Here is a 24,626-nt window from a genome sequence, read left to right as displayed (position 1 = left end):
TTTGTTTATTTACGTTTTCTGTTCTTTGCTTTTAATAGTTGATTCATACGATCTTCCGAAGGTTTTGTTTTTTTAGGTGGAGTAGATGTTTCTTTCCGTGGTTTAAGTTCCTTCATTTCTTCCACTTTGGGCTCTTCCCTTTTTTCCGTCTGTTTAACCTTTTTTCTTTGAATCACTGGTGTTTTCCATCTTTTGTCTGACTTGTTCTTTTCCTTTTTCTCCTTACCTTTTTTCAAAAAGGCTAGCGAAATTAAGCCGAACCTTCTTATGAAAATTTCAATAATCAGTAAGAAAAAGGCAATAATGATAAAAGGTAGCCACACCGTCTGAGACTGATAAACATTCTTATGGTAAGAACGAAACACTTCCTTAGGATCTTCTAACACTTTTCCATTTTGATTTGCCGTGATATTTTCAAGCAGTTCCAAATTAACTGGCCTTTGTTCAAACTCCGTAGAAAAAGGTACAACCATACCGCTAGTATAAGTTGAGACCGTCTTCCCTTCCTCTTCTTGGGTAATATTGAGAAAGTAGATGTCGGGTATGGCTGAAAATTCCACTTCGTACTGGCCAGGCCCAACCATTTTACTTTTAGCGTCTTCTATAATTTGACCTTTATTGTTTGAGACCGATATGGAAACAGGCATCAATATATCCTCAATTGCTTCCACCTTCACGGAAGCTCTACCTCCTTCGACAGTGGTAGAGATGTCATAGACTCCCTGCTCATAAGATGGCAAAGACCACGTCACCATTTCATTCCAGAAAGCTGTCCATTCTTCCCAAGAAGGAAACCCACCACTCCAGGCACCAGAAACATCGGAAGTCCAAGCGATTGTTCTTCCAAGTCCGTAATTCATTCGAGCAAGGATGGGATCCTCTTTTTCACTCGATATGATTTGCTCAGCACGTGATTTCAATGTCGTTGCTATATAAGTATTAAGGAACGGTGTCCCACTTTCAAACCTTTTGGACCAATCATATCCTGCATATACAGTCGGTACATGAGGATTATCTTCTATATATGTTTTAGTAGTAAGCGCGGTTTCCCTAGAGAGAATACTTGGGACAGAGCTTGCTTCATATACTTCATAGAATCTTCCTGTTCCTATCTCTGCCAATTCTTCTAATAAGGAAGTATCTGCATCTCCACCGATTGCTACTGTCGATAAAGTTACATTATTCGTTAAACCTTCTTCAATGATTTCCTCGTATGGTCCATCATTGGATTGTCCATCCGTTAATAGGATAATATGCTTGCGTTTGAGGTCCATTTCATTCAATTGCTCATAAGCCTGGTTCAGGGCAGGGAAAATATCTGTTCCACCACCTAATGCGGTAGAACGAATATTCTCTATTACCTCTTCTTTATCCTTAATCGGTTTTGTCTCTACAACTGCCCAAGGTTCCGTATCAAAGGCAATAAACCCAAATGTGTCTTCTTCTTTCAATAGTTCCACCGCTCGTGCTGCAGCTTCTTTCGCTAAATCAAATTTTTCCCCCATCATACTACCCGAACGGTCCAAGACGATAATTAAACCAAGAGAAGGGATTTCTTTTTTACCCTTTACATCCATATCCACAGGTAGAATTTTTTCTATCGGAGTTTGGAAATAACCTCCGAGACCATAGGATTCATTGCCACCTGTCATCGTGAAACCGACACCAAAATCCCTAACAGCTGTTTCAATGAGTTCCATCTGATTTCCACTTAAAAGGTGGCCGGACACATTATGAAAAATAATACTTTCGTATGCCAGGAAACCGCTGAGTGTCGTCGGTAGCAGACTTGGATGAATGCGATCAATCTTCCACCCGCTTGCATCTAACGCGCGGAACACATTTTCCCCTTCCCCCTCCTGGTCCACCATAAGCACTTTTGGTTGGCCCGATACCTGTGTTAGAGAGTGAGAGATATTGTTTTCAACAATCTTATCTACTTTTGGGAAAATTTCTGCTTTAAACGTATACAATCCAGGGTTTTTTAATGGAATGGAATAGGAATAAGTATTCGCCCCTTTTGCCACTACCACTTCCTCTTTAATGATGGTTTCATTATTTTGAGTAATATGCAAAGTGGCTTGTGTGTCTACATTGGCCTCAAGACCGATTTGGAATGGGACAGCTTCCCCTTCAAAGCTTGTTTGTGGAGTATGAAAAGATTGTAGTGACACATCTTCCACATACGGTGGGTGAAATGCCATAGCATCCATTTCTATATTTCTACCCTTATAAAAACTAGATTGTTTAGTACTATTCCCATTTGTTTCAATTCCATCAGTTAGTAAAACAATTCTCCCTTTACGATTCTCTGGGATGTAATTTGCGGCAAACTCCAATCCCTCTTCAATATTAGTGAATTGTGAACCGTCGTTAACTGATAGTTGGTGAATGGTTTCCTGTTGATCAGTAAAGGATCGTTCAAGTTTCGGCTTTTCTGAAAAAGTAACAATGCTATAACTATCCTCTTCTTTCTTCTGCTTAATAGCCTCATTGATCGAATATAGGATTTCTCCTTCCATCCTTTTCACGCTATCCGATTGGTCTACAAGGAAGACAGTATGTGTCCCTTTTACAGGGGAAAGAAGCGATGGCATACATAGTCCTAGTATTAAAAACAAATAGATTAAGCTTCTCAAGGAGATAATGACATACTCCTTTTTCCGCTTCACCTTCTTTTTACGCCAGAACAAAACAAGACTGATTAGTACCGGAATAAGAAATAAAAGCATGAGAGGATGTTCAATTTGAAATTCCACGTCTGTAAACCTCCCATTCTACCAATAAGACGACAAGCGCAAGTATTAAAAACAAATAGGAGATGTCCTTGCTGCTTGTAGACTTTTCATCTTGATCTATAGTAGGATTTGCCGATATGGTAAAACTCTCTTCCGTGTGAATGGATTTTTCTCCATCATCTAACATGATATAAAGAGTCTTGGATTCCTCCGACTCATCCTTTGTCTCTTTTAACGTGTACATTCCAGGTGTTACGGGAAGTTCAATGGGTTGTTCGAATGTTTCAGATGAAAAAACAACCTTATCATCCTTATCTAGAATTTCAGCTTTCCTTACATCAGAAGCTGGAAAATAATCCATCGTCTGGCCAGGATAAAAATATCCTAACATCCCCCGGTTCTGTGTCAATTCCTGAATAGAGTGAAACATGAATAACGGAAAACCGGGATGGAGAGGCCAGTCACTCGAACCAAGCTCAAATGTTACGACAATAATTGGATCCCCTTTATATGTCCCTGAAAGAATCAGCGGTGTTTCTCCTCTGCTTGCTACCACATCTAATGAGGAAAATTCTTCAGATGAAAAGGTTTTTTCCACATACACTTTCTCCATTGCCACTGATTGCATTAACGGATTTGTCCTATTTGCTGTTATCTCTCCTGAAAGATCGACTTCTTTTTCCCCATCATCCCCTGATAGAAACACTAGCTTCGGTCCAGAAGGCCATTCGCTTTTTGGCAGCCCTTTAATAAGGTGAACACCATCAAATTTATTCCCTTCCGCTGGATCGGAAGAGAGATGAATAACATTCGTACTTGCAATCTCAACCGCTTTTCTAGCAAATGGATGTATATCCTTATGCACGTAAACGGTAGGATCCTGTTGCTGGCCAAGAAATGCGTATTGTTCATTATCAAGCAAATATTGCTTGTCTCCACTCACTTCCACTTTATACATTGTTGCAAGTGGAAGATCTTTCAGATAGATGGTCTTTACTTTATTACCTTCTACCTTCTCAGAAACTTGCTTTACTATTTCCTGCTGTACATTAAATATCGATAGGGTAAACTCCTTTGAATCGTTACTTTCATTTTTTACGGTAACTACCCCTACTACTGTGTTTTCACGTTTGGCTACTCCGAATGTTTCAACTGCCAGATTCTCATGTGAAGTTCCTATATTATGAGCGTAAAAGGCAGTATTTTGATGAAGTTCTAAGGATGCTTCTTTGGTAAAATTATCGCTTAAAAGCTGTATGTTCCCGTTTTCTTCTCCTAGAAGACTTTTTGCCATATTGATGGAATCAATTACATTTGGAGAAGCGTAAGATGCTTCTATCTTTTCCACATGATTTAACACTTCTTTTTTCGACAAAGACCTTTCCGTCAGGATTTCAGGAGTATCCTTTGCGACGATTACCGTCATTTCTTGATTATCGACTTTATCTATTATTTGCACCATTTTCTCTTTGGCCAACTCTAATCGCGACTTCTCCCCTTCCTTTGCTGTCATCGATGCTGATGAATCAACAATAAAAATGAGATGGTCCCCTTCAATTCCTTCCTTCTTAAAAAAAGGCTGCGTTAAAGTGAAAATAAGAAATAGCAGTGCCAATAACTGAAGATATAAAAGCAGATGGTGTTGCAGTTTCTTCCACCAAGCCTGCGCTTCGAATTCATTCATCCATTCTTGCCATAATAAGACAGAAGGGATTGCTTTTTTCTCATATTGCTTCCTGAAGAAATACATGAGTATAACTAATAGTAAAAATGCACTGAACAAGAAAAATATTGGTGCTGTAAAACCCATTCCCATCACCTAATCCAACCTTTAGAGGTCATCCTTTTAAATAAAATATCTTCCACATTCTCTCCTGTATGGCACATAAGGTAGGATATTCCCCTTTCGAAACAAAACCCTTCTAGGATCTCCATTCTTTGTTGCATTTTTTCTTTATAATTCTTTCTAGTAAAATCAGAAACTGTTACATTCACTTCCTGATTGGTTTCGCTGTCAATCAGCATAAAGTCGCCATCAAAACTTGGATTAACTTCATCCTCTTCCAAAACTTGCAACAAGTAAATTTGTTGTCTATTTGCTTGGATGATCTTCAAAGTGTGAATAACCGAGTCCAGAGGCTCAAGTAAGTCACTGATGACAATGGAAACACTGCTTTTCCTTTGAATATGGTTTAAAGCAGCTTCAGTGAATAATAGGGAGGTATCTTTAGGTTGTATGTCCTCCACATATTGCATCATCTGAAAGAGGTGACCTTTTCCTTTTCGATATAAGTAGGGAGCCTGTTCACCGTGAACATCAATAATGGATATACGATCATCCTGACTTAGCCCTATGTATGCAAATGAAGCTGTAAGTGTTTTGGCTAATTTCCATTTGCCTGGAGAACTGGCCATGGAATTCGTACAATCCAGATAAATAGAAGCTGAGAGTTCTTGCTCATCTAAATACCGTTTAATGTAATGCTTTTGCGTACGTGCGTAGATATTCCAATCCACTTGCCGAAGATCGTCGCCTTGCTCATACATACGATAGTCAGAGAAATCATGAGATGCACCGAACCTTGTCGACTTTCTTGTTCCTTTATGCCAGCTTCTCTTTAGCTTACCTGCTTGAAGGCTGTAGGCTTGTAGCTGCTTGGTTATTATAGAATTCAACATTTGAGCTACCTTACATTCAATACTTTATCAGTGTATTGAATGACATCCTCTAGGATAAGATCTTCATTCACCCCAGAAGCTTCCCCTTCAAAATTTAAGAACAGGCGGTGACGAAGGACAGGGATGGCAGCATGTTTGATATCCCCTTTGGAGACATGAAAGCGTCCTGAGCAAAATGCTCTTGCTTTTGCTACCTTAATTAAACTCTGGACACCACGAGGGCCTACACCGTATCGTACATATTTTTTTACAAGTTCACTGGCTTGCTCTTCTTCAGGATGAGTTGCCATGATTAGCTGAACCGTATAGTCTAACAGTTCCTGTGAAACTAGTATTTCCTTTACAGCCAACTGTATTTTTTGCATCTTGTCTGTATCTAAAAGTTTTTGAACATGATAGGATTCCGTTCCTGTAGTCCTTTTAATGATTTCATATAACTCTTCCTTCTTAGGATAGCCCATATTGATTTTTAAAAGGAAACGGTCCATCTGCGCCTCCGGAAGCGGATAAGTTCCTTCCATATCAATTGGGTTCTGTGTTGCTAATACAAAGAATGGGGATGAAACCTTTCTTGTTTCCCCCATGATAGTCACGGTTTTTTCGGCCATCGCCTCCAAAAGGGAACTTTGCGTTTTAGGAGTTGCCCGGTTTATTTCATCCGCAAGAACAATATTAGAAAAAATAGGACCTTCATGAAAAACGAAGGATTGTTTCCCGTTTTCATGTATCTCTATCATTTTTGTTCCGGTAATATCGGATGGCATCAAGTCAGGAGTGAACTGTATCCTAGAAAAATCAAAGCTTAGTACTTCTGAAATTGTTCGAATGAGCATGGTCTTTCCTACACCTGGCATCCCTTCGAGCAAGGCATGGCCATCTGACACCATCGCCCAAATCAGTTGTTCGATAACTTCCTCCTGACCGACAATCACCTTTCCTATTTCTTGTTTCACTTCCTGCAATGTATCTTGATAATATTTCAGTTCTTTTTCTTTCTCTTCCAAACTGATCACTTAATCTGCTCCCTTCGGATCCACTTCACTAAAGTATTGTTTAACCACATTTTCTAATTTTGAAGGCAATTGCATTCTGTCCAGCGATTCTCTGTAGGACTTTTCATAAGATGAGAATATTTCTTCATAAGGTCTTGCCTGCCCTCTCAAGGTAGGAGAGTCTGGAGCATCCTCGTATTGAGACTGCCCTTCCCCAGTTGGACCCCCATCCGTTTCATTCTGAATATCACTATTGATGTTGGAAGGAACCGTAAATGTTTGCTCACCCACACCTACTCCTGCACCAAGTCCTCCACTGCCTTGACCTTGACCCTGACCTTGGCCTTGACCCTGGCCTTGACCCTGACCTTGGCCCTGACCTTGGCCTTGACCCTGACTTTGGCCCTGACCTTGGCCTTGGCCCTGACCCTGGCCCTGTCCTTGGCCTTGGTTAGAATTTTGGGCAGTTTGATTAGAAGAGGTGGGATTGTTGGAATTGGATAAAGTCAACTTAGAAGGATTTAATCCAGCCTGCGACATTTTTCCATATTGATTAGAAGCGGCTGCTTGAAGTGCATTCTGCAACGCCTCCATATCAGATAGTGCAGAAATGTCTTGTAGGAGCTCTTCAAGTTGCTCCAACAATGCTTCTAATTCCTCGTCAGACATTTCCTCCAAGTTCATTTCTTCTTGGTCTAAGAGGGTATCTGATAGTTCTGATAGCTGTTTTTTCTCTTCTTCTGATAAGGATTCAATATTTTTCTTCATTTCATTAAGTAGCTTCTCTAATTCTTCATTCTTTTTATTTAACGCAAGGTTCGCCAATGAGTTATCTGGCTGATCTTTTGCAAGTTCTTTCAAGCTAGCTTCCTTTTCTTGAAGCTCTTTCATCTTTTCAGCCAAGTTATTTTCTTTTTCCATTAGTTCTTTTAATAACTCATCTGCATTTTTTTCATTTTTAAGTTCTTTGAGCTCTTCTAACTCTTCCTTGATTTCTTTGTTATCCTTCAGTTCCTCGGCATCTTTTTTTACTTTATCAAGGGTTTCCTCTATTATTTCTCGTTCCGCCTCTAAAGCCTTAGCTTCTTGCATCTTATTATTTGGAAACAACATTAAAAGAACAATAAGGCATGATGTTAATAACGACATAAAAAGTACTTTTGGGTGTACATGCTGTAATTTTGCTTCTTTAATAGTATGTTCCTTTTTCTTAAGATGGTCATAAGCTTCTTTGCGCTGAAGTTGCGCGACCAAGGAGGTATCTTTTACATAATCAAGGGATGTGGTAAGTCTATCCTCTTTCAAAAAGGCATCTGAATATCTTGCTGCATCCCAAGTCGAGGGTCTTTTTCTCCAGTATAGGAGGAAAACTGTTATACAAACAACTCCTCCCAACCAGAGAGCTTTTTCAATTAAGTAAGGAGTAACCACCATTCTGGCAACGATAAGCACACTTAAAAAGCTGACGCAAAATGCCAAGATGGCATATTGCGTCTGTTTAGAAATACGTTGAACTCTAAGCTTTCTTCTAATGGAAAATAGAAACCTGATTATAAGATCGTTTTCCTTCATAAATTATCTACCCTTTACTTGGTTTCATATTTGGGCGTAACTTTTTAATGCTAAGCAAAATCAAGATGATAGAAATAGTGATATATGAAATGATCAAACCTACACCAAGGTGTAAATCTATTCCTGATACATTCTTTAATTCCATTGCTGCAGCAGGCTCAAATAGCGCTAACATGACACCGAAGGGATTAAACATGGCAATAAAGTACGGTATCGGATTTGCCTGTGGACCTGTTGCACCATATTGCGTAAAACTAATAGTGAACATGGTAATGATTGCTGTCCCTGCAGCAAGGAAAAAGGCTACACCATACGTACAAACCATGGCTACAATCGTTTTACGAATTAATGTGGAAAAGAAAACCCCTATACTACCTAACGTAGCCATGGAGAGCAAATAAACTCCGAAAGTTATCATTAAAAGTTTCGGTGATATTCCTCCAAATAAGAAGACAATGCTATATAATGGCAAGCTGGAAATTACTATCAACAATAAAAATGATAGGGACGACACCAACTTACTTACGATGATGCTTGTAGATGATTGCTGTGTCGTCAGGAGAATATTTAACGTCTGCTTTTCCCGCTCACTGCTAATAATTCCTGCTGTCAAACCAGGTGTCATAAAGAAAATTAATGCTAGTTGGACAAATGCTAATATCATGAACATGTTTTTACTATTCTCTGCACGGAACATACCCATGGAATTGTATCTTGTCTCCATATAGATATAGAACAAGGCGATCAGACCAAGTACACCGAGGTAGAATAGAATTCCCAGGAAGCTTTTGAAACTCCTGAAGCGTAATTTAAACTCTTTATTTAACATGGGGTTTATTAGTTGAGCTTTCATTATTCCACACCCTTTGTAATTTCTAAGAAGATATCTTCCAAATTAGATTCTTCTTGACTCAAGCTAAGAATCATTATGCCTGAATCTAGTGCTTTCTTTAGCAAAGCAACTTGCTCTTCATCTGTCCCTTCAAATGAGAAGGATAAGAGATTTGATCGTTGTTCACTTAGCTGAATATTAGAAACACTAGGTATATCTTCAAAGAATGCAATAGCTTTATCTATATCTTTCAGAATGAGTACTTTCAGAACTTTATTGGCTTGCAGTTGTTGGTGAATTTCTTCCACTCTTCCTGTAGCAACAAGCTTTCCACCATTAATTACACCAATTTCATCACACATCTCCGCAAGTTCTGGCAGTATATGTGAGGAAATCATGATGGTTTTCCCCATACTTTTTAATTCTCTTAAAATTTCCCTCATTTCAATCCTTGCCCTTGGATCCAATCCTGATGCCGGCTCATCCAAAATTAATACTTCGGGGTCATGTATTAATGCTCTTGCAAGACAAAGTCGTTGCTTCATCCCCCTCGATAATACATCTACATAAGCATCTTTCTTATCTGTTAAATTAACAAGTTCAAGGAGCTGAGGTATCAGTTTTTGCCTTTCCTCTAGAGGGATGCCGTAACTTGCTCCATAGAAGTCCAGATACTCATCAGTTTTGAACTGATCATACACTCCAAAGAAATCAGGCATATACCCAATATACTTTCGAACCATTTTGGGATTCTTCGTAACATCATATCCGTTTACAAAAGCAGTACCAGATGTAGGTGCGAGAAGGGTAGACAGTATGGAAAATGTGGTCGATTTTCCTGCCCCATTGTGACCAACAAAACCAAATACTGTACCTTTTTCAACCTTCAAGTTCAATGAATCCAATGCTGTGAATTTCCCATATTTTTTTGTAAGATTAATGGTTTCTATCATTCTTTTAACGCTCCCTCTACCTGTACTCCCGGCAATTGTATATCCATATCAAAATTATTTGGAACTCTTAGACGAACAGTAATGCCTCCCTGTTCATTGAAATAATCGAGGAGATTTCCCTCTAATGTGATTGAAGATTTATTTTCAAGCAATTCTGCTTCACCCGTTTTATGGTTGAAAATATAGTACTCTACACTTCCATCTCTTGTACGAAGTTTAAGTTTCACTTCTCTCATTTCATCTTTTGTAATGTCGACCATATCAGGAAGACTGTAGGTAAAATCATACGTCCCTCCACCTAAAAATACATATGTTTCGCCAAATTCTAGACCGTTATTATGAACCATGCCGGTCTCACCCTCTGCAACCTCTACGCTTGGTGATAAATGTTCCTCCGTAAAACTAAAGCTTCCTCCACCTGAATTAGTGATCGTGATTGGTAAAACAACAAGATGAGAGGCATTTGATTTTCCTGATTTTCCATCCACCTTCGTGTTCATCACTCCATCTGTCACATAACCAACCAGAATAGGTTGAGAGGCTATAGAGAAAATATCTTTTCTGTTGACAAGTAAATCTAGCATTTGAAACTTCTTATAGTCTTCCAACTCATGCTTTTCAATTTGATTAGCGCCAGGTCCCTGATTATAATAACTTTGGAAATTAGAGAATGCCTTTGTTGCAGAAGCGCTGCTCGGTGCAGTCAACGCATTGGCGACGTTTCCTCCAGACACCTCATATTCAAGATCCACTGTTTCCCCTGCTTTAATATCTCCAAGAGGTTCAGAGTTTCGACCTGATAGTATAAATGCGTCTTTTAATTCATACTGCATTTGATTAGAGATTGTCCCTTGTACTTTTCCGTCTTTCATAGAAATAGCATGTTCAATTTTCCCTAATGGCAAAGCATTAACATTTCCGATACTTGTACGCGTTGACCAATATTCCACATTATTAAACTTGATTTCTGTTCCTTGAGATAAAGAACTGACATATGCGTAATTTCTCATTAATTCAAAATTTTCGTTATAACCGTAAGTCATTGGGAAAAGTGTTGTGTTTTCTCCGGTTTCCATTTTATAATCGCCGCCACTATTCGTAAGAATGCTCGCCACACCATAGCCACTGGCAGTTTCCGTTTCATTGTCCAAAAGGAGTATACTGGATTCATTCACTTGCGTTCCTGATATTCTATCCTTCGCACCAATCCCAAAAACTGCAACACTAGTAAAAATGGCTACTGCTGGAATGATCCACCATGCCTGTTCTCGTTTGTCCGTTCTCTTAAGAATAATGTACAATACAGGAATAACTAAGATTAGATAAATAGCAAATGCTCCAATTAACAGTGGAACTGAAACGATCGACCCTGGAAAAGCTTCCCCAATAGGGCTTAATTGGTGAGATAGTTCTTCCATGACAGGCATCTTATAGTGATTCGGACTCTTAGTAGTAACCTTTTGAAGGACACTACTCCACCATGTGTTTAGTTCACTCCATTCTCCAAAAAGTGGAGAAGCCAAATTACTTGTGATTTGGGTTACTGTCCCAGTCCCCACATTCATCATAAGTGTGATGGGAGTTTCCCCATCCCTTGTCAGAACAGTAGCATCTTTTTTTATTATATTCCCAGTGAATATAGGAAGATCTGGAAAACTACTTTTCTCATTCAATTTCAATAGTGACGTTTCATCTGTAGGATCTAGTAGCTGAAACTCCTGCAAATTACCTAAATCTTGACTCAGACCTACCTTTGTATCAAATATCAAAGAGCCACCGTTATTTACCCAATCTTTAATGGCTTCTTGCTGTGTAGCTGTTAAAGTGGCCAGTGGGAAATCATGAACTAAAAGGACATCAAACAATTCCAGCCCATAGGATTCATTTGGAATATTCTCACTGTTAATGTTGAGTAATTCCATACTTTCGTTTTGATATTTTACTAATTTCAAGAAGTTTACTGCATCATGGTTATTGCTTAGGACTCCTAGAACAACTCTGTTATCCCCGATATACCTTGGCTGAGCATTTGCATTACCTTTCAGCTTCACTTCTTTGCCTTTTTCTACTCCCCCCTCATAAAAACTGACAAAATCATTTCTAGTACCGGAGTAGTTATAAGACATATGATCAGAGGTCCCTTTTACTGCAAGTTCCAACGTTTTGGAACCTCCTGCTTCTATTTCAACCGGGATTACATAACTACCGGCCATATTATATGTAGGGCTTGAAAAAACAACGATATCCCCTTTTGTCGCATCCCCTTTGTTCACCAATTCAATCCTGATTTGGTGTCCCTTGCCCATCTGAACTTTATTGTCTACACCAAATTCCACTTTCACTTCTAAGTTTGTCTCTGCGTTTGAATATGACGGATATAGAAATAATCCGATAACCATCAAGATCAAACATTTTCTAATTAAAAACCATGCTTTCACGTCTTTTCCCCCTAAATGTGACAATCTCTCTTTCTATTTTCAAATAACTATATCTAAGACGTAACACTTTAGGAAAAAGTTTCAAATTCATATAAAAAAACCTAACAAAAAATCGCCAGGTCCTATTTTGGTTGCTTGGTTATTATCCACTGTTGATTTCCGCAAATAGCTGCGCTTTCCTAGGGGCTGACGAGAGCCTCCTCGGCTACGCCTGTGGGGTCTCCACCTAGCGCTATCTCCCTCAGGACAAGGTACGGCTTCGGCAGCGAAACATCGCACGAAGAAAATGCGTAGCAATTTCAAGGAGTCTTCGCCTTTTGCTCCAATCAACAGCTATAAATTACAATTACGAAAAGTTAATGTATTTTCAGTTAGCCTGGTTAATACATCTACATAAACCCTAGGTGAATGAAGTCACCTTGTTGATTGGAGTGGAAGGCGCGCAGACGCCCGCGGGAGGAAGGGACAGGTGAGACCCCGCAACGGAGTGAGGAGGCTCACGGACCGCCCGCAGGCAAGCGAAGCGGCTGGAACGGAAATCAACGGAATTTTATGCTTTCTTATTCATAAAAAAAGGTTCTCTCCTTCTTCTTTAATCCATTACACCGGTACGTAATATTTCCACGTTGATACTTATTTTATACTTAGAGTTCTGATATTGTTTTCTCCATTCCTCTGTACTGAATGAATCATATCCTACTTTTGCACGATAATAGTTGCCGAAACCGACCGGGTCTGCTCCCATCTCCCTACTTTTTTCCAACACCTCTATTAACTGTCCTTCCATATCTTTTCCTATGGCCTCTTCTAATTTTTTTAAAGCTTCAGGATTACCCAAATCGTAATTTTCAGATATTTCTTGCATTCTCGTTTTCACATTTACTTCTATTGAATAAGAGGGAACTTTTTTGTCTTCCAATTTTATATCTGTAACACTTCTGAGATGATCAAGTGAGACAAATACACTGTCCTCTTGTTTGTTATTGCTAGTTAAAATATACTTTTTTAATTGCTCTTTAGGGATGGTAATCTCTGTACTACCTGCATCAAAAGGATCAACCATCAATTTTAAATAGAAGGAATCATTACTATCCAATTCTCCAACAACTTTATCATCTTGAAATAACGACAATCCTTCAATTATGATTGTATTATCTTTAAAATTTAACAGAGGAAGTACAGGATCACGGCCTTCACTATAATAGCACTGCATAAATTCATGCAGGGTGGGCGAAAGTAACGTATCCCCTTCCACATTTTGTGTGATTAATTCGTATAAGAATGTACCAGCATTTGATATGTCTTCTGAATCTTGGGAAAGTTGAAGAAGCTCTTGAGCCTTAGGTCGGCTAACTGCAAGATAAGACATAGTTCCAACTTGTGCATCCCGGGAAAGAGTATCAATTATAGAAATTATTCCTTCCTTGGCTAATTCTTCTCCATAAATTGCTACCCTTAATTGCCCAGATACAAGCCTTCTACTTGAAGCAAGGTTTTCTTTTTGTCGTACTCCCTTACTCGTATGAGCTAAAGTCGTCACCATTTTGGTATTATTAGGATGCATGGGATCAAATTCATAGTATATGATAGAGCCTTTTAGCATCCCATCTTCATTATCATATCCCATTGCTGTTATTAGACCGAGTTCCTCCAGCGGTTTTTGTTGGACACACCCGCTTAAGATGACAATTACGCAAATCCAGATAATTTTTTTCATCCCTCCCTTTTCACCCCTTTGATTTTTTCTCGTAAAAATACGATAATCGAAAGTAAAATGGAATAAACAAAGATGGTATAAAACCCAAACACCCCTATAAAGTCAACAAACTCATTGATCTCTGTACGTTTTTGAAAAAAGCAGGAACATATTAGTACCAGCACACTACACAGAATGACCATGCTTTTTTGCCTTCGGTTAAATATCCTTTTTAATCCCTTAGATGCTGCCCAAAGCAAAAAGAGGTTGTTAGGAAGGATTATTACAAGCCACAGCGAGACCGCAAAAAACTCAAATCTCTCTAAATTTTGGAACTGTACTATCTTAAACATGGATAAGGTAGCCCATATCGTTTTTTCTAGTTGTTCCCCGCTATAATATCCAATCGCCACGAAAGTTACTGCAAAAATCAGGAAAAATGTAAAAAACACTGCTAATTGAGCGTATTTATGGACTCTATGTTTATCCCTTATATAAGGAAAAACGAAATACAATATTTCTAATCCCAATACTGTAAAGGAAGTTTTATATGCTCCTTTAAACAGTTCTTTTGGAGAAGCCTCTAACATAGGCAAAAAATTTGTCCAATCCATGTATCGCACTGGAACTACTAACATGAATATTAGCCAAATGGTTAAGAAGAATCCTAAGAAGCTGACTCCAACGATTGTTTTTATCCCCCCATATACCCCATAAATTGAAATTAGAAGTAATAGTGACACAATTGCCCATGTTTTTAAATCAGGAAATACCCATGCCTGTACAATCTCGGTATAATTTAAGAGCATAGACATTAAACCTGCTAAAAGATATAGAACAAAAATTAAGTTCAGCGCATTGCCTATCCATCTTCCAAACAGTAACTTTTGAATCTGAAACAAGTCCTTTGATTCGAACGTTTTAAGAATATAACACATGGCAAACACGACAATCGCCATTCCAATGTAGCTAATGATGATAGAGATCCATGCATCCTGCCCAGCTTCAAGAAAGATGATACGTTGAACTCCAGCTATTCCCACACCAGTTTGGTTTGTATGTACAATAAAAAAAATTAAATAAGCCGATAAAAAAAAGGATTTTTTCGTATTTGTAGTACTTACCATTTATTCACCTTATTCATCTATGTCTTGAGAGACTTCCTTTCGAAAAGAAAAGAAACCTTCTTTGTTCGGATTTTTCCTTATCAAATGAATTGGCATCCGGAAGATTGTGTTTATTGCATGCGTTTTATCAAATGGATAAATTGGTTTAAGATAAGGTACACCCATGCTGGTCAAGCGAAGCAAATGAATCAATATGAAGCAAAGCCCAATACTAATGCCAATGCCGCCCCATATCCCTGCCAGTATTAATATTGGAAATCTCATGACCCTGACAGCAGTGCCCATTAAATAACTAGGAGCAGTAAAGGAGCCTAGAGCACTTAAGGCAACAACAATAATGAGGATATTGCTCGTAAAACCCGCTTCTACCGCAGCTTGGCCTAACACAATCCCGCCTACTATACCCATGGTTTGTCCTACTTTTGTCGGAAGCCGAGCACCTGCTTCTCTGAGCAACTCAATCATAACTTCCAACAATAGGGCTTCAAAGATTGGTGTAAAAGGAACTTTTGACCTTGACTCCCCAAGAGAAACCAACAAAGTAGAAGGAATCATTTCATAGTGATAGGTTATGATAGCAACATATGCTGGAGTAAGAATAACAGAAAGAAACATAGTGACATAACGCAGAAACCGAATAAAGCTTCCCATATTCCAACGCATATAAACATCTTCTGTGGATTCAAAGAAATTAAAAAGAGAAGATGGCCCCAGCATCACCATAGGACTCCTGTCCACAAAAACCGCAACCATCCCTCTTTCCACGCTGTATGTTACTCTATCAGGAAGTTCCGTCTGAACAAATTGCGGAAAGATGGAATAACTGTTATCTTCAATTAATTGTGCTAAGACGGAGGTATCGAGTATGTCATTTACTTGAAGGGAATTGATCTTATCCCTTAGTGATTGAACTATTCCCTCTTCTGCCATCCCCTTTAAATAAACGATTCTTATTTCCGTTTCATTCTTTTTACCGACCGCCATTTTTTCAGTACAAAGGTCTTCGGATATTATATTTTGCCTGATAATACTAATATTTGTACTTAAGGACTCAGTAAAGGAAATTTTGGGGCCAAAGACAAGCGATTCTGTTTCTGCTTTCTCTAAACTCCGTTCCACTTTTTTACTGACGTTTATCAATAAACATTTCTCAGCTTTGGGTGTAATTAAAAGAACATATCCATCCAATAGCTTATGGATCATTTCATCCATATCTTCCGTCAGCTTTGACTGAGTCGTGGGCAATTGGTAAATCAAGTCCTGCATATCTAAGTAATTTTCCGTCGTTTTATCAATTATAGTAGGAAGAATGGATTGATTCAGTACGTTAGTATCAACAAGGTTCTTCATATAAACAAAAAGAATAGATAGTTGATCTCTTTTCATTTCATAAAAATACAAATCTGGACTGTCATGAAAGGTCTTTTTAAAATAGTCCTGAAGATCGCATAAATCGTATGTAGTAAGATTCCTTTTCTCCATCTGGACCACCCTTTTATTTTTCTCCCATATAAATGTAGGCTTACCAAGATACGTAATTTTATGAAAATCTCTATTGAGCAGTCTATTAAGGTAGTTGCATTAAGAAAGCCAACCCTATATGATAAGGTCGGCTTAAGGAGATTGGTGGTTATTTAGTTCTACTGTCAAGACAGCTATTACACGGTCAATAAAAGCTGTATAGTTAAATTCCATCGCTACTCGATGAACAGGATAGTCTGCCAGTTGAACGAAATCACGAAAATCACCAATTGTTTGCCCAAATGCAGAACCCTGGGAAGTGACTACCTTCACTGGCTTTATTTCATACTTAATATGCATTTCATTAAACACTCCCCACAATGTCACCACATCGTGTAAAGGAGCTCCAGGAATAGTAGGGATCTGTGACTTATAGAATTGCCAGTAATAATCCATCATGGGTTTGATTATTGATCCTAACTGGCTATTTTTTTCCTTGTTTAGAATATCTATTTCATTCACCATTTCTGCTGTCAAGATTGCTTTTTGAGTTACATTTAGAGGAAAAATAGTCAAGTTTTTCGCAAAATTAACAACAATATTCGCTGCATATGGGTCACCATATATATTCGCTTCTGCTACAGGAGTAACGTTGCCTGGAAAATTGAATGTTCCCCCCATTACAAATATATCGCTTACCTTTGCCACTGTTTCAGGATAAAGGATAAAAGAGGTTGCTAGGGAGGTTAATCTACCTATACAAACTATTGTTAACTCTCCAGCAAATTTCTCTATAATATCATAAATCTGGTGAAAATTTTCAAAAACATCACCTTCTGTTTGAAAATCTTCAGGAAGTACATACCCTCCAAATCCTTCCGGACCATGCACTTCTGGATAATAAATTGGAGGTTCCCCTGTCATAGATCTTTCAGCTCCTCCAATAAGAGGAATATCGTATCTTCCAGTATTCCTTTGGAGGTATCTGGCATTTCTGATAGCCGTTCTTTTATCAACATTGCCGTATTCTGCTACCACACCGACAATTTCTACATGTATCTCATAATAGGCATAAATGATTGCCATGATATCATCTATGCCAAAATCAGCAAAAAGCAACACTTTTTTCTTCAAACTGATCCCTCCTCTATGTTAAGGAGCCATAATATATTTACTTTAGATTAAGACAAACCAAGACAAACATACAGGCACAAGGGACGGGGGGCGAATAGTCTATTAGTGATTAAATAGGATAGGAGGAAGGAAACATGTCTCAATTTTATAATCAGTGTCGTCGTTACCAGGGGCAAATGGTGACCGTGAGATGTCGTGACGGTTCATCCCATCATGGAAGAATTGTTAGAGTATCACCAAGTCATGTATACATTCAACCAACAGGCAGAAATAGATTCGGTGGATATGGCATGGGCTTTTGGGGTGGATATTACGGAGGATATGGGTATAATCCTGTAGCAGTCCCGCTTGCATTCGTAACAGGAGTCGTTTTAGGCGGTCTATTATTCTGGTAAAATATCATTGTTACTAACATGCAGTAACAGTATTACATGCCTCGTTCACAATAGTGTTAGATTTTTCTATACTTCTCTATGTTATAGTATAATGGTACAGTTTATGTGAACGAGGTGTAATTTATTTATGAAAAAATTGGCATTAGCTGCTTCCTGCATGATAATTCTTACCGTCGGTTGTACCAATTCTGAAACGCAGAAAAATATTGCACAACACAAGGAAGAACAACACCATCATAACGAGAAACCCTCCTTTTTCCAAGGAGATCTTAGGGAAGAAACGGCTTCTGTGGAAGTTTTACCTTCTTTTTTGAAGGACAAGCCAGAAGATATGCAACTTATCTATTCAGCCGCAGCACAACATAAGGAAGTTCTTGAATATATTCCGTGTTATTGTGGTTGTGGCACTTCCGCCGGACATAAGAGCAGTTATAATTGCTTTGTGTATGAAAATAAAGAAGATGGTTCTCTTACCTGGGATGACCATGGTACAAGATGTGGGGTCTGTTTAGAGATTGCAGCCACTTCTGTTATGGAATACAGCAAAGGAAAAAGTGTAGAAGAAATAAGACATTTGATTGACGAAGCGTATAAAGAGGGTTATTCAACACCTACTCCAACACCTGAACCAAAGAATGGATAATATAAAAAGGGTTACGGAAATGTCTACATTTCCATAACCCTTTTTATTTGCTATTCAGCATAATACATTAATGCTAATGCACCTGGACCTGTGTGTGTAGAGATTACAGGGGTAGTATAAGCAATTTGAATGTCTTCAAATCCGGAAACTTCATATAGGGCATCTTTTAAAGCTTGAGCCTGTTTTAATGATCCCGCATGAGCAATTCCCACGCCTTTTACCATTTTACCTGCAATATCTTCTTTGAATTGCTTTGTATAATACTTAATTACTTGTGAGTGACTTCTTGCTTTTGTCACGGGGGTGTAGACTCCATCTGCCAAAGAGGCAATCGGTTTTATATTCAATAAAGATCCGATGAGTGCCTTTCCTCTACCAATTCGGCCGCCCTTCACTAAATTGTCTAATGTATCTACCATAATATACAGATCCGTATTGGAACGAATATCATTCAACTTATTAATTATTTCTTGCAACGCTTTCCCCTCATTGGCCATTTTTGCTGCAGCCACTACCTGAAAAGATAAAGCAAAAGAAATGAACCTTGAATCAACTACCGTCACATCGCTCTCACTAATATTAGCCGCGCTTTCAGCAGATCCGACGGTTCCACTCATTCCTCCCGTCATATGGATGGAGAGAATTTTACTACCATCTTCACCTAAACGGTTGTACACATCTACAAATGAGCCCACAGCAGGTTGCGAACTTTTTGGAAGCTCCGTAGAATGTTTCATTTTATCCATAAATTCATCGGGCTTAATTCCAAATCGATCTATGTATGATTCTCCGTCAATCGTAATGGATAACGGAACAATTTCTATGTTTAATTCTTCAATGAGGGACTGATCAATATCAACTGTTGAATCCGTCACTATCTTTACATTCGTCATTACATTCACTTCCCCAATTATATCCTTTTTACTATTATACCTTCTCACCGGGCATGTTCAAACTTAGAACAAAAAAAAATACAGGGTATTGGCCCTGTATTAATATTATCACATTAACATAAGTTTAAGCATTATTTTTTAATATATCTGTTTTTACAACTTTACAATAGTCTGGCCATTTTAATACTGTTCGCAAATAATCCTTGAAGGAATAGATTTGCTTTGGCTCCTTCTCAGATAGGATAATTTTAATATACCTCTCCAATCTGATTCGTACCATAAAATGATATGTGCTATCGTCCTCCAATACTGGAATTTCAATGACTTTTACCTTCTGTCCCTCATTAACCGTGAACTCTAGGCTTTTCCATAGCAAAATATCAATCCTCTTTTTCACCCGTTTATCATCATTATACCCTAAAATTTCAAATAAGTGTAAACTTTCGATAGACAAAATAAAACAATTTCAGATAGTTTTGATACAATCAGGACCATTATTTTTAGGGGAATTCACGATAGGGGATACTTCGAAAGACCTCATTAATCCAGCATCAAATGGTTGCAACATGGTAGCTAACTGACTACTTGTGAGAACTTGTCTAGAAAGCCAATCTTTTTCATGTTCCTCTTTTAGTATCACCGGCATTCTATCATGAACATCTTCAACAAGCTGATTTGGTCTAGTCGTTATTAATGTACAACTGACCAATTCTTCATCCTTTGTAACCCATCGGTCCCATAGGCCTGCAAAAGCGAAAGGCTTTTCATTAGTTTTTGTAAACCTTATTGGCTTCTTATCTCCGTTTTGCTTTTTCCATTCATAGAAACCGTCCGCTGGAATGATACATCTTTTTCTTTCCAAAAGCTTTCGAAAACTTACTTTTTCATGTAATGTCTCTGCTCGTGCGTTGATCATTTTGTAGCCTATTTTTTTGTCTTTTGCAAAGCTTGGCACTAAGCCCCAATGGAGATAACCGGCTCTGTTTTTGTTTTCTCCTTTTACAATGGCTAAAATGGGTTGTCCGGGCGCGATGTTGTAGCTGATCCTATATTCAAGGGTGTTTGTATTTTCAAGGAAAAAGCGTTCTTCCAACTTATGAAGTTCTGCTGTTAATGAAAATCTTCCACACATTGTCTGCACACTTCCTTTTTTATGTATTTATTTTACAGGTAAAGCCACTACTTTTGTAGTGGCTGGAGATCATAATTCCTGTTTGATTTTTTCTTGGATTTGTATGCCTAGATGGTTTCCGTCGACTTTTTCGTCTTGTGGTAGGAAAATCGGGTCGTGGACGGTTACTTTGACTTTTGCTGCTTGAAAACCGAATTTGCTTTCTTCCATTATCTTATAAGATCCTGAAATTGTAATGGGAACGACTGGCACTTTGCTATCTGTTGCCAGACGAAGGCCACCTTTCTTGAATTCTCCCATTTCGTTCCCTTTGCTTCTAGTCCCCTCAGGGAAAATAACCAAGGAATGCCCTTTTTTCAGCGTTTCAATCCCATCTTTTATAGACTGAACCGCTTTTCTTCTATCCTTGCGATCAATGAACACACAGTTCATTGCTTCCATCCATCTTGGAATAAATGGAATCTTTTTCACTTCTATCTTGGAAATGAAACCAAGCGGCTTTTCTAAAAACCCAATTAGTATCGGGACATCGAAATTCCCTTGATGGTTACTTACAAAAAGTACGGGGCCGTTTGGAATTTTCTCCTGACCTACCACCTCTATGTTAGAACCTGTAAGTTTCACCAATGTTTTCGCCCAGTGTTTGGGTTTTTGATGTATTATTGTATCTCTTTCTTCCACTGTCATTGGAGTGTTTATTTTTTGCACTTTCTTTATGGTCGGCAAGCTGTAAATTAAGTAGCCGAAAAAATAAACAAACCACCAAATCGTACGTAACATTTCTTTCTCTCCCTAAAAACCATATCTATTTGTCTAATGTACCTGCTCTTTTAAACTTTTTAAAATAATAATCGTAAGGATTTTTCTCATCCTTTATACCTTTTTCACTAGATATTAAATCCCAATCTTTTTCATTTATTTCAGGAAAATAGGTATCTCCTTCAAATTCTTCATCTATAAACGTTATATATAAAAAGTCTGCGAAAGGGAGTGCTTCCTTAAAAATATGAGCCCCTCCGATAATGAAGAGTTCTTTCCCCTCCTCATCCATATTTACAACTTCTTCAATAGAATGAAGTGTTTCACATCCATCTGCATGGTAATTTTGCCTCGACAAGATAATATTCCTTCTATTAGGTAACGGCTTTCCGATAGACTCATACGTCTTTCTACCCATCACAATAGTGTTACCTAGCGTTACCTGCTTAAAATATGCCAAGTCTGCAGGAATTCTCCATGGCAGGTCGTTGTCCTTGCCTATTAGGTTATTTTTGTCAGTAGCTACAATAATGGAAATCATACACTGACTACCCCTTTAATATGGGGGTGTGCATCATAGTCCACAAGTGTAAAATCTTCATATTTGAAATCAAAGATCGATGTAACTTCTTTATTTAATTTCATATTTGGCAATTTTTTAGGTTCACGTTCTATTTGTAACTTGACTTGTTCTATATGGTTGGAATAAATATGTGCATCACCTAGTGTATGAATGAATTCACCAGGCTCTAAGTTACAGACTTGCGCGACCATCATGGTAAGTAAGGCATAGGAAGCAATGTTAAACGGTACACCTAGGAAAACATCTGCCGACCTCTGATATAATTGACAAGATAATTTTCCGTTAGCCACATAAAATTGGAACATCGTATGACAAGGCGGTAAAGCCATAGAGTCAACATTCGCGACATTCCATGCAGAAACAATTAGTCTTCTTGAATCTGGATTATGTTTAATTTGTTCAATCAGGTTGGCTATTTGATCAATGCTTTCTCCATCAGGTGTTGGCCATGATCTCCATTGGTATCCATATACCGGGCCGAGGTCTCCGTTTTCATCTGCCCATTCATTCCAGATTCTTACGCCATTATCTTGCAAATATTTCACATTTGTATCTCCATTTAAAAACCAGAGTAGTTCATGAATAATTGATTTCACGTGTAGTTTTTTCGTAGTTACTAATGGAAACCCTTCCTGAAGGTCAAATCTCATTTGATAACCAAATGTACTTATTGTACCGGTTCCTGTCCGGTCTTCTTTTTTGGTGCCGTTATGTAAAATATGTTTGCATAAATCCAGATATTGTTTCATTCCATCCTCACCTCTTGAATCGTCTTTATTCTTAGTACATTCTATCACAAAAATCATTCGAATTTGCTAGTAAGACAAAAAAGAAAAACATTCATGTGAATGCTTTTCTAGTGAGTGTTGGATATTAGGTTTTTAGTGACTGGTAGCTTCTCCATATTTTGATAAAATAGGAATGTGTGTGGTGCATGTTTTGCTAATTCGAATCTAGACACATCATTTAAGTAGTACATGGCAAACGTTTCTGCGAAATATTCTTCGGGGAAAGTGTGAAAATAATTTCTGTTTGGAAACAAGGAAGAGACCTCACTTTTCCATGCTTTTAAGAATGTTTGGTTATATCGGATATTACCGAAAACATAGCGATCAATGGAATGCGCCAGTTCATGTAGTTCCAAATTGATAGAACCATGTCCCAACCCTTTATTACTGTGTCCAATCTTGGCCAACACTAGCTTAGAACCACCAATTCCGGGAACATCTTCCCAATTAGACCCCTGATTGCTATATCCTCTAGGCTTTACACCATGTAAATGTTTAAACCCTTCCACATCGGTAAGCTTTCCATTAAATAAATACAAATGAACATTCTGCTGAACCAATACTTGTAATATATGTGGTGGTATATTGGAAACGTGACGGATCATATTTGCTGCATCTTCCTTTGAAAAATTCCCAGGAGGAAGATAGATAAGTTGATTTAATGTATCTCGATTAACAATATCTATTAGGTGGGAATCGAGTTCAGAAGACTTGAACTGTTTAAGTGGTATCGCATCCAAACTAGCATAAGCTTTCCAATATATCGGTATGATTGTAAATGTAATTAATAGTACTATTGCAAATAAACGTCTTTTCATCTTTCCTCACCTTCTCTAGTTGTCCATATCATGTTGATTTTATAATTATTAGAAAATTCAATTCTATCATAATGGTATTATATCATCTTGGCATTTAATTGGAATGACATTTTTGTAATCTCTTCTTAATAAAAGAGATTAATTTTTTCCAATTTACTGCTTCTCTTCTAAATAAGTACAACCGAGCAAAAGTCCACCGGTCTTCCTATCATAAATTTTTGTTATTGACTAATCACCGCGGTTCCTTTCCGCAAATAGCTTAGCATTCCGAGGGAGGCCTTGAGCCTCTTCAATACCCTGTGAGGTCTCTACATTGCCGCTACTCTTAAGCAGGACAAGGAAGGATTCGCTAGGGTAACATCACACGAAGAAAATGTATAGCATTTTCGAGGAGACCTCCTTCATTTGCAAGCTAGAAATTAGACATTTTAAAGTAAATGAGTTTAAAGATAACTTGGTTAGCTTGCTTTTGTCTTAGAGAAGCGTTCTCTATGACCGTTTGTGAGAATTTGTGGGTTGTTTGGACTTAGAGAAGCGCTCTCTACTACCGTTTGTGAGGATTTGTGGGCTGTTCGGGCTTAGAGAAGCGCTCTCTATGACCGTTTGTGAGAATTTGTGGGTTGCTCGGGCTTAGAGAAGCGCTCTCTACTACCGTTTGTGAGAATTCGTGGGTTGTTCGGGCTTAGAGAAGCGCTCTCTACCACCGTTTGTGAGAATTCGTAGGTTGTTCGGGCTTAGAGAAGCGCTCTCTACTACCGTTTGCGAAAATTTGTGGGCTGTTCGGGCTTAGAGAAGCCCTCTCTATGACCGTTTGTGAGAATTTGTGGGCTGTTCGGGGTTAGAGAAGCGCTCTCTACTACCGTTTATGAGAATTTGTGGGCTGTTCGGGGTTAGAGAAGCGCTCTCTACTACCGTTTATGAGGATTTGTGGGCTGTTCGGGTTTAGAGAAGCCCTCTCTACTACCGTTTGCGAGGATTCGTAGGCTGTTTGGG

The 24,626-nt window shown here is 38.4% G+C and carries 21 protein-coding genes; 2 read left to right on the top strand and 19 right to left on the bottom strand.

Translation table 11 applies throughout. The features are described from left to right. Positions 1–5: 5 nt before the first annotated feature. The 12 genes from HF078_RS07915 to HF078_RS07860 all read right to left on the bottom strand — a co-directional run bounded on the left by HF078_RS07915 (position 6) and on the right by HF078_RS07860 (position 17,622). On the bottom strand, positions 6–2,759 hold the full coding sequence (locus HF078_RS07915) for a VWA domain-containing protein (protein ID WP_169290652.1): 2,754 nt from the start codon (positions 2,757–2,759) through the stop codon (positions 6–8). After that, a complete protein-coding gene (locus HF078_RS07910) occupies positions 2,743–4,548 on the bottom strand; it encodes a vWA domain-containing protein (protein ID WP_169290651.1) in 1,806 nt (601 codons plus the stop codon). Before HF078_RS07910 ends, HF078_RS07915 begins: the two co-directional genes overlap by 17 nt. 5 nt (positions 4,549–4,553) lie before the next feature. Next, positions 4,554–5,417, bottom strand: a complete 864-nt coding sequence (locus HF078_RS07905; RefSeq protein ID WP_169290650.1) for a DUF58 domain-containing protein — start codon at positions 5,415–5,417, stop codon at positions 4,554–4,556. 5 nt (positions 5,418–5,422) lie between these two features. Continuing rightward, complete coding sequence (locus HF078_RS07900; RefSeq protein ID WP_169290649.1) at positions 5,423–6,430, bottom strand: AAA family ATPase; 1,008 nt, start codon at positions 6,428–6,430, stop codon at positions 5,423–5,425. Next, positions 6,431–7,981 carry a hypothetical protein gene (locus HF078_RS07895; RefSeq protein ID WP_169290648.1) on the bottom strand — a complete coding sequence of 517 codons (1,551 nt, stop codon included), beginning with the start codon at positions 7,979–7,981 and terminating at the stop codon, positions 6,431–6,433. A gap of 7 nt (positions 7,982–7,988) precedes the next feature. Next, entirely contained in the window at positions 7,989–8,834 is an 846-nt protein-coding gene (locus HF078_RS07890) for an ABC transporter permease (protein WP_169290647.1), read from the bottom strand. Further along, positions 8,834–9,766, bottom strand: a complete 933-nt coding sequence (locus tag HF078_RS07885; protein WP_169290646.1) for an ABC transporter ATP-binding protein — start codon at positions 9,764–9,766, stop codon at positions 8,834–8,836. Before HF078_RS07885 ends, HF078_RS07890 begins: the two co-directional genes overlap by 1 nt. Further along, complete coding sequence (locus HF078_RS07880) at positions 9,763–12,204, bottom strand: hypothetical protein (RefSeq protein WP_169290645.1); 2,442 nt, start codon at positions 12,202–12,204, stop codon at positions 9,763–9,765. The genes HF078_RS07885 and HF078_RS07880 overlap by 4 nt, the downstream gene beginning before the upstream one ends. Positions 12,205–12,796: 592 nt before the next feature. Continuing rightward, positions 12,797–13,921, bottom strand: coding sequence for a Ger(x)C family spore germination protein (locus HF078_RS07875; protein ID WP_169290644.1), 1,125 nt, complete (start codon positions 13,919–13,921; stop codon positions 12,797–12,799). Beyond that, positions 13,918–15,027, bottom strand: coding sequence for a GerAB/ArcD/ProY family transporter (locus HF078_RS07870; protein WP_169290643.1), 1,110 nt, complete (start codon positions 15,025–15,027; stop codon positions 13,918–13,920). Before HF078_RS07870 ends, HF078_RS07875 begins: the two co-directional genes overlap by 4 nt. 9 nt (positions 15,028–15,036) lie before the next feature. Then, positions 15,037–16,509: a spore germination protein gene (locus HF078_RS07865; RefSeq protein WP_169290642.1), complete on the bottom strand. Its 1,473-nt coding sequence runs from the start codon at positions 16,507–16,509 to the stop codon at positions 15,037–15,039. Between the two features lie 132 nt (positions 16,510–16,641). Next, positions 16,642–17,622 (bottom strand): nucleoside hydrolase, encoded by a 981-nt coding sequence (locus HF078_RS07860; protein WP_169290641.1) that lies wholly within the window; start codon positions 17,620–17,622, stop codon positions 16,642–16,644. Between the two features lie 134 nt (positions 17,623–17,756). Between HF078_RS07860 and HF078_RS07855 the strand changes: the two genes are divergently transcribed. After that, positions 17,757–18,017, top strand: coding sequence for a hypothetical protein (locus tag HF078_RS07855; protein WP_169290640.1), 261 nt, complete (start codon positions 17,757–17,759; stop codon positions 18,015–18,017). A 127-nt stretch (positions 18,018–18,144) separates the two neighbouring features. Further along, entirely contained in the window at positions 18,145–18,660 is a 516-nt protein-coding gene (locus HF078_RS07850) for a PCYCGC motif-containing (lipo)protein (protein ID WP_169290639.1), read from the top strand. Positions 18,661–18,710: 50 nt separating this feature from the next. Here the strand turns inward: HF078_RS07850 and HF078_RS07845 are convergent, their stop codons facing one another. The 7 genes from HF078_RS07845 to HF078_RS07815 form a co-directional block, all read right to left on the bottom strand. Further along, on the bottom strand, positions 18,711–19,553 hold the full coding sequence (locus HF078_RS07845; protein WP_169290638.1) for a DegV family protein: 843 nt from the start codon (positions 19,551–19,553) through the stop codon (positions 18,711–18,713). 124 nt (positions 19,554–19,677) lie between these two features. Further along, positions 19,678–19,929 (bottom strand): DUF2535 family protein, encoded by a 252-nt coding sequence (locus tag HF078_RS07840; protein WP_169290637.1) that lies wholly within the window; start codon positions 19,927–19,929, stop codon positions 19,678–19,680. A 90-nt stretch (positions 19,930–20,019) separates the two neighbouring features. Next, entirely contained in the window at positions 20,020–20,685 is a 666-nt protein-coding gene (locus tag HF078_RS07835; RefSeq protein ID WP_169290636.1) for an SOS response-associated peptidase, read from the bottom strand. A gap of 69 nt (positions 20,686–20,754) precedes the next feature. Next, complete coding sequence (locus HF078_RS07830) at positions 20,755–21,465, bottom strand: lysophospholipid acyltransferase family protein (protein WP_169290635.1); 711 nt, start codon at positions 21,463–21,465, stop codon at positions 20,755–20,757. Between the two features lie 25 nt (positions 21,466–21,490). Continuing rightward, positions 21,491–21,985: a dihydrofolate reductase gene (locus tag HF078_RS07825; protein WP_169290634.1), complete on the bottom strand. Its 495-nt coding sequence runs from the start codon at positions 21,983–21,985 to the stop codon at positions 21,491–21,493. Beyond that, positions 21,982–22,776 (bottom strand): thymidylate synthase, encoded by a 795-nt coding sequence (locus HF078_RS07820; RefSeq protein WP_169290633.1) that lies wholly within the window; start codon positions 22,774–22,776, stop codon positions 21,982–21,984. Before HF078_RS07820 ends, HF078_RS07825 begins: the two co-directional genes overlap by 4 nt. 107 nt (positions 22,777–22,883) lie before the next feature. Further along, complete coding sequence (locus HF078_RS07815; RefSeq protein WP_169290632.1) at positions 22,884–23,633, bottom strand: anthrax toxin lethal factor-related metalloendopeptidase; 750 nt, start codon at positions 23,631–23,633, stop codon at positions 22,884–22,886. Between the last annotated feature and the right edge of the window lie 993 nt (positions 23,634–24,626).

Origin of the sequence: Bacillus sp. RO2 (assembly GCF_012911845.1) — a bacterium.
Classification (GTDB): domain Bacteria; phylum Bacillota; class Bacilli; order Bacillales; family Bacillaceae_I; genus Sutcliffiella_A.
This window is presented reverse-complemented; position numbering and strand designations above follow the sequence as displayed.